The organism is uncultured Campylobacter sp. (genome assembly GCF_938045595.1).
GTDB lineage: Bacteria > Campylobacterota > Campylobacteria > Campylobacterales > Campylobacteraceae > Campylobacter_B.
Map to the genome: position 1 here is coordinate 1 of NZ_CALIBB010000265.1, position 5504 is coordinate 5504.

The 5504-nt window shown below is 49.9% G+C and carries 5 protein-coding genes; all 5 read right to left on the reverse strand.

Annotated elements, in window-relative coordinates; all coding sequences use genetic code 11:
• Positions 1-270 precede the first annotated feature (270 nt).
• Positions 271-1029: an SDR family NAD(P)-dependent oxidoreductase gene (locus tag Q0340_RS10505; RefSeq protein ID WP_298083261.1), complete on the reverse strand. Its 759-nt coding sequence runs from the start codon at positions 1027-1029 to the stop codon at positions 271-273.
• Positions 1030-1137: 108 nt separating this feature from the next.
• A complete protein-coding gene (locus Q0340_RS10510; RefSeq protein ID WP_363317264.1) occupies positions 1138-1656 on the reverse strand; it encodes a flavin reductase family protein in 519 nt (172 codons plus the stop codon).
• Between the two features lie 143 nt (positions 1657-1799).
• The gene (locus tag Q0340_RS10515) at positions 1800-3149 is read right to left on the reverse strand and encodes a nitronate monooxygenase (protein ID WP_298083262.1); all 1350 of its coding nucleotides are present in this window, start codon (positions 3147-3149) and stop codon (positions 1800-1802) included.
• A 942-nt stretch (positions 3150-4091) separates the two neighbouring features.
• Positions 4092-4751 (reverse strand): oxidoreductase, encoded by a 660-nt coding sequence (locus Q0340_RS10520; RefSeq protein WP_298083263.1) that lies wholly within the window; start codon positions 4749-4751, stop codon positions 4092-4094.
• A gap of 150 nt (positions 4752-4901) precedes the next feature.
• Positions 4902-5384, reverse strand: a complete 483-nt coding sequence (locus Q0340_RS10525; RefSeq protein ID WP_298083264.1) for a hypothetical protein — start codon at positions 5382-5384, stop codon at positions 4902-4904.
• Positions 5385-5504: the final 120 nt, after the last annotated feature.

A 5504-nucleotide genomic window follows, 5' to 3' on the forward strand; every position in this document is an offset into this window, starting at 1 on the left:
GTTTAAAAAGGGCTTAGCGGGCGGAAACCTAAAGGCTTGCTCGTTTGAGCCGTAAAATGCATACTCTAAGTTCGTAAATTCTGCCATCTCGTGTTTGAGCGCAGTGCGAGATCCTTTTCTGCGCCGTTGCAAATTTGTCTACAAAACTGCCGTCTAGCGCTTGGGCCGTAAGGCGCAGGCTTTGAGTTAGCTTGCAGGCCAGATCAAGGCGGTTTAAATTTGGCAGTCTAGAGGCTGCCGTTTCATCGCGACGCGCTAAAAGTGTAAAAATTAGCGTTCTCCCGCGTAGTCAAATCGCGCAGCCTGTAAGCTAAACTCGAAGTTGTTTCGATCCACCGCGCCCACGCACGCGTCGCTATCGTAAAGCGCGAGCAAGAATTCCGCCATCTCCTCGCTTGAGTGATAGCGCTTAAAAGCCGCATCGTAGTCGTAGCCCGCGTCATCCGTCGCCACGGGACCGAATTCCGTCCTAGTCGCGGCGGGCGCTAGAACTTTAGCCTGCATTTTAGCCTCTTTATCCTGCGCCAGCTCGTAGTGCAAGCCCTCCGCAAAGGCGCTTACGAAAAATTTGCTCGCGCAGTAGGTGACGGCGTTTGGCACGATACTGTAGCCGCCAGCGGAGGAGATATTGATGAGCTGGGCAGGCTTGCGCTTGTAGTCGCGTACGAAGAGGTGGCTTAGCAGCGTGAGCGAAAGGACATTGAGCCGCAGCATCTGCGAGACTTTGGATAGATCGCGCTCGCCGACCGCGCCGTAATCTCCAAAGCCCGCGTTGTTTATGAGCACCTTTAGCTCGTAGCTTTTTAGCTCGTCCCAAAGCGCTAAGACGTTCTCGCTGCGCGCAAGGTCGCAAATTTTAATCACGACATCTGATTTGGGCGAAATTTTAGCGATCTCGTCCTTTAAGCTTTGCAGCAGCTCCGCTCTGCGCGCGATTAAGATCAAATTTTCTCCGCGCCCAGCAAACGCCTTTACCGTAGCCGCTCCAATACCCGAGCTTGCGCCCGTGATGACGATATATTTTTTCATTTTCTATCCTTTTTAGATTCTTTAGTTTGAAATTTTACCGAAGCTCGCCGCGTATTTACGCGTGCGCTCGTCTTAAATTTACAAATTTGCCTGCATTTTGCGAGGCGCTTACTCGCCGCTTATGGGCGTGCGCTTGGTGTCTATCGCTTTGCCGTCTAGATAGTACCGACTGCCGGCGACGTAGTGAAGCCTCTTTAGCTCGTCAGGGATCTTTTCAAACAGCCAGTGCTCGCCGTCAAAGACCCGCTCGTCCGCATACGCCGCGACGACCTCGCCAATGAAAAGATCATAGCTCTGCTCGTTATGCGGCTCGGGGATACGCTTGCAAACGAGCCATGCCGCGCAACCCACGATCAGCGGTACATCAAACTCCTCTTTATAAAAAATTTCCACGTTTTTCATCTTGTCCGCGTTATCAAAGCGCGAGTTGTTTTCGGCGCCCAGCTCGCTAACCAGCTCCGCCTGCGAGACGAAAGGCACCTGTACAGCAAATTTGCCGCTCTTTTCAAAAAGCGAGCGGGTAAAAGAGCTAGTACCTATGACGGCCGTTAGCTTGTCGTAGTCCAGAGGGCAGACCCATGACGCGCTCATGACGTCCCGCACGCCGTCAAATTCGGCCGAGACCATGACGGTCGGCCCGTGATTTATGAGGCGATACGCTTTGTGAAGTTCGACAGGTTTTAGTGAAATTTTTTCTCCTTTGGTTTGATAAAATTTAAATTTTATTTTTTGCCGATAATAGCCTAAATTTGGCAAATTTATCCATCTTATTAAACAAAATCAGCCATAAGCTCGCCGACGATTTTTTTGGCGCTTTTTATCTCTTTTATTAGGCTAATACCAGAATTTACGTATATTATGCCATTTTCTATATCGCCATCTATCATTGCGAGCCTTAGCGGATTTAGTCGCTCGATTTTTTGCGCCACTACTTCCTTGTCGCCGTTTAGATACATTGCGTTTAGCTCCTTGGCAAATTTACTCGGCACTACGCGTTGATAGTCCGAAACAAAAAACAGCTCGCTAGAGCCCATAGATACGATGCTCTCTTTTGCCGGTTGCGCTGCCTGGCACTCGGTACTAGCGATAAATCTAGTACCCACGTAAACACCGCTAGCCCCAAGCGCAAAGGCTGCTCGTACGCCTCTAATGTCGTTTATCCCGCCCGCAGCCATCACAGGCACGCTCACGGCATCGGCGATGATCGGCACGATGCTAAAAGTACCTATTTTATTTTGCGGGCCCACTCCTCCTTCATCGTATCCCGTGGCAATTATAATATCTGCGCCCTCTTCTTGTGCCGCGCGAGCCGAATTTGCGCTTGGCGTAAGCGCTCTATGCACCAAAACTCCGCCGTTATCTTTTATAAATTTAAATAGCTCCGTTTCCGCTATGCCGACAAAGAAAAACGCCTTTACGCCAGCCTCAAATGCCGTTTCCATAACCTTTAGCGCATATTTTTTGTCATTATCGTTTCGACAAACGATATTTACGCCGTAAGGCTTATTAGTTAGCGACTTTATACGTTCGAATTCTCGTTTATATCGCTCTTTCGTGTTTAAATTTTCAGAGTCTCTGCCGGCATTTGGCCCCAGCACGCCCATTCCGCCGGCATTTGATACGGCAGCTACCAATGCGGCATTTGTTACGTTATTCATCGGAGCCTGCACGATAGGCAAGCTGACGCCCAAAATTTCGCACAGTTTTGTCGATTGATTAAAATTTTTCATATTCTTTTCCTTTAAATTTTTAGCTAATGTACCTGCCCTCGGCGCCTCTTTGCGGGCGAGAGGAAAAAACTCCTCGCTCCTAGCTTTTATGCCTTTTTCTAGCGCCGCCAGCAGCCTGTCCTTATCCTGCGGTAGCCTTCCCGCGAGGGGTACGGAGTTGCTAGGGTGCATCCCCAGTATCTGCGTGTCTTTTAGCTCGAGCGCTTCGATTAGGCGCATTTCCTCCAGCAGATTCTCGCCTGCGGTATTTTCGGTAAATTTACCCTTTTGTGCGACGCTATAAAGCGCGCTTCCTTTAGCCAGAAACAAGGTCATGAGAAAAACCATCCAAGGCTGCACCTCGTTTATGAGCTTCGCGCTTTCGTCGATGTGCTCTTTTGAAAACTGCATCCCGCCGCCGACGACGATATTTAGGCAAAAGTCGTAACCGAATCTTTTTAGCCTAAGCAGCTGCGCCTTGGCCTCGTCGGCATCGTAGCCTTTTTTAAGCAGTTTAAGGGTCTGCGTGTGACCCGACTCGAGCCGATATTCATACCGTTAAATCTAAGCTTGCGCAAATTTTGCAGCTCCTCGTCGCTCTTTTTGGCGATGCCCGTGATCGTCGCGTAAGAGGCGATGGCCTCGACCTCGGGGAAAATTGGACGCTTTCTCGCCTATGGCGCTAAGCGTCTCGTAATCCAGCGAAAAAGCGTCGCCGTTTAGCAAAAAAATGCGCCTGACGAAGGGATTATAGCGCCTAGCCTCGGGCAAATCGCGCTCTATTTGCTCGATCGATTCGACCGCAAACGGGACGTCGTGGTACATCGTGCAAAATGCGCAGCGATTGTGACTACAGCCCTAAGTCGCCTGCACCAGCAAAGAGTTAGCCTCGTAAGGTGGCCTATACGTAGTTCCCGTATACTTCATAAGTATGCTCCTTTATATTTTTTTGCGTGATTATACGTTGGCTTTATAAATAGATAATGTAAATTTGTAAAGTATATTACATAGAAAACGGCTCGTTTTATACTCGCTACAAAAGAGCCTATTTACGGGCTCTTTGCGGGTTTGTCGCTATTTTTGGCTATTTTGTCGGTCTTGGAGATTTTTAGCGCGAGCTTTTTCCACGCTAAATTTGAGCCCTCGCGCAGAGAACTATAAACGCACAAAGGCGGCGACGCGCACTGAGGTCAAAGCTCCAAATTTCTATCAAATTTTGCTTTTAGGTAGCTGTAAATTTAAACGCTCGTTGAGGCAAGCGCGCAAATTTGATTATCCCGGGATAAATTTAAATTTACGAGGCGAGGGCTTGCAAATTTTGCCTAATCCTGCAAGCCCCTCAAATTCGAGCTGCTACGCAAACTCTTTTGGATGATAAATTTGCACGCCTTTGCTCTGCGTTTGCACGGCGGCGATGACGACGACGGCGATATTTTGCGCGCTCATCGGGCGGTAGTTCGTCAAGATCCCCTTCGGCAAAAGCCCGAACAGCCAGATCGTAAAGAGCTCGCTGAGTCGCAACTCGTTACGCTCGCTTTTTATCGCGGGCAGCCTAGCGATTTGCAGGCTTTCAAAGCCCAGCTCGGCAATCTTTTTCTCGGCCTTGCCCTTTGCTCTCATGTAGAAAAATCTCGACCGTTCGTCCGCGCCGTAGGCGGAGATAAGCACGAAACGGCGAGCGCCCGCGGCGATGCCCCATTTTGCGGTATTTACGGGGTAGCTCACGTCCACTTTGTAAAACTGCCCGCGGCTACCGGCTTGCTTCATCGTCGTGCCCAGCGCGCAGAAAATCTCGTCTATGTCGCACGGCCCTATCTCTTTGATCTTATCTAAATTTACGATCTGCACCTCAAGTTTTTCGTGGCTAAACTTTAGCTCCCTACGCGCCCAGACGACGATCTTGTCGTAGTTTTGGTTTCGCAAAGCCCTCGCACGATCTCGCACCCGACCGCTCCCGTCGCGCCCACGACCAAAGCCGTTTTTCTCATTTTTACTCCTTTGATTAAATTTCATCGGCGGCAGATGCCGCAAATAACCGAATCGGCTCGGTATTAATTTGCTCTAAATTTACGTCTTAGCCTGCTGAGCCGGCCTAAGTCCTGGCGCGCTTGGATTAAAATTCTCCGCGGCGCGCGAAATTTAGCGGGCTTAAAATTTCACCCGCTATTTTCTGCGGATCTTATAGCCCTTGCCGCTTTTTGTTTTTAGCAGCGAAATTTTTCCGTCTTTCGAGACGTAGTAGCCGCCCTTAACTTTGCTTAAAATTTCGCTCTGCGGCAAGCTCGCCCAAAAAATTTCTACCCTGCTTTTATCCGCGGAAAATATCCCGTAGATCGCAAGCGTAGCGTTATCCGGATCATCTAACCTCACGTCTGCGACATCAAAGACCTGCACGCAGCCATTCTTGATCTTTGAAAAGCTCTGGCCCGCGGCGATCAAGCAGCCGTGCTCGTCCGTGCCGCCGCCTATCATCGGCGTCTGCACGGCGGGCACCTTGCAGACGCCCTCACTAGCGCCGCAGTCCGCAGCCGCGCTTTCGCCCCTATTATCCATTGCGCTTGCCTCCTTGCCTAGCTTTGCATCGTGCGCCGCGCAGCCGCACAAAAGCGCTGCCGTAAAGGCCGCGATTAAAATTTTACCTCTCATCTTTACTCCTTTAAATTTTATTTCGCCCTAATAGGCGCAAATTTACGCACCAAATTGGCGTAAATTAACGCTTTCATTAAAACCGCGAATTCTACCGCCGCTCGGCTTAAATTTTATCCA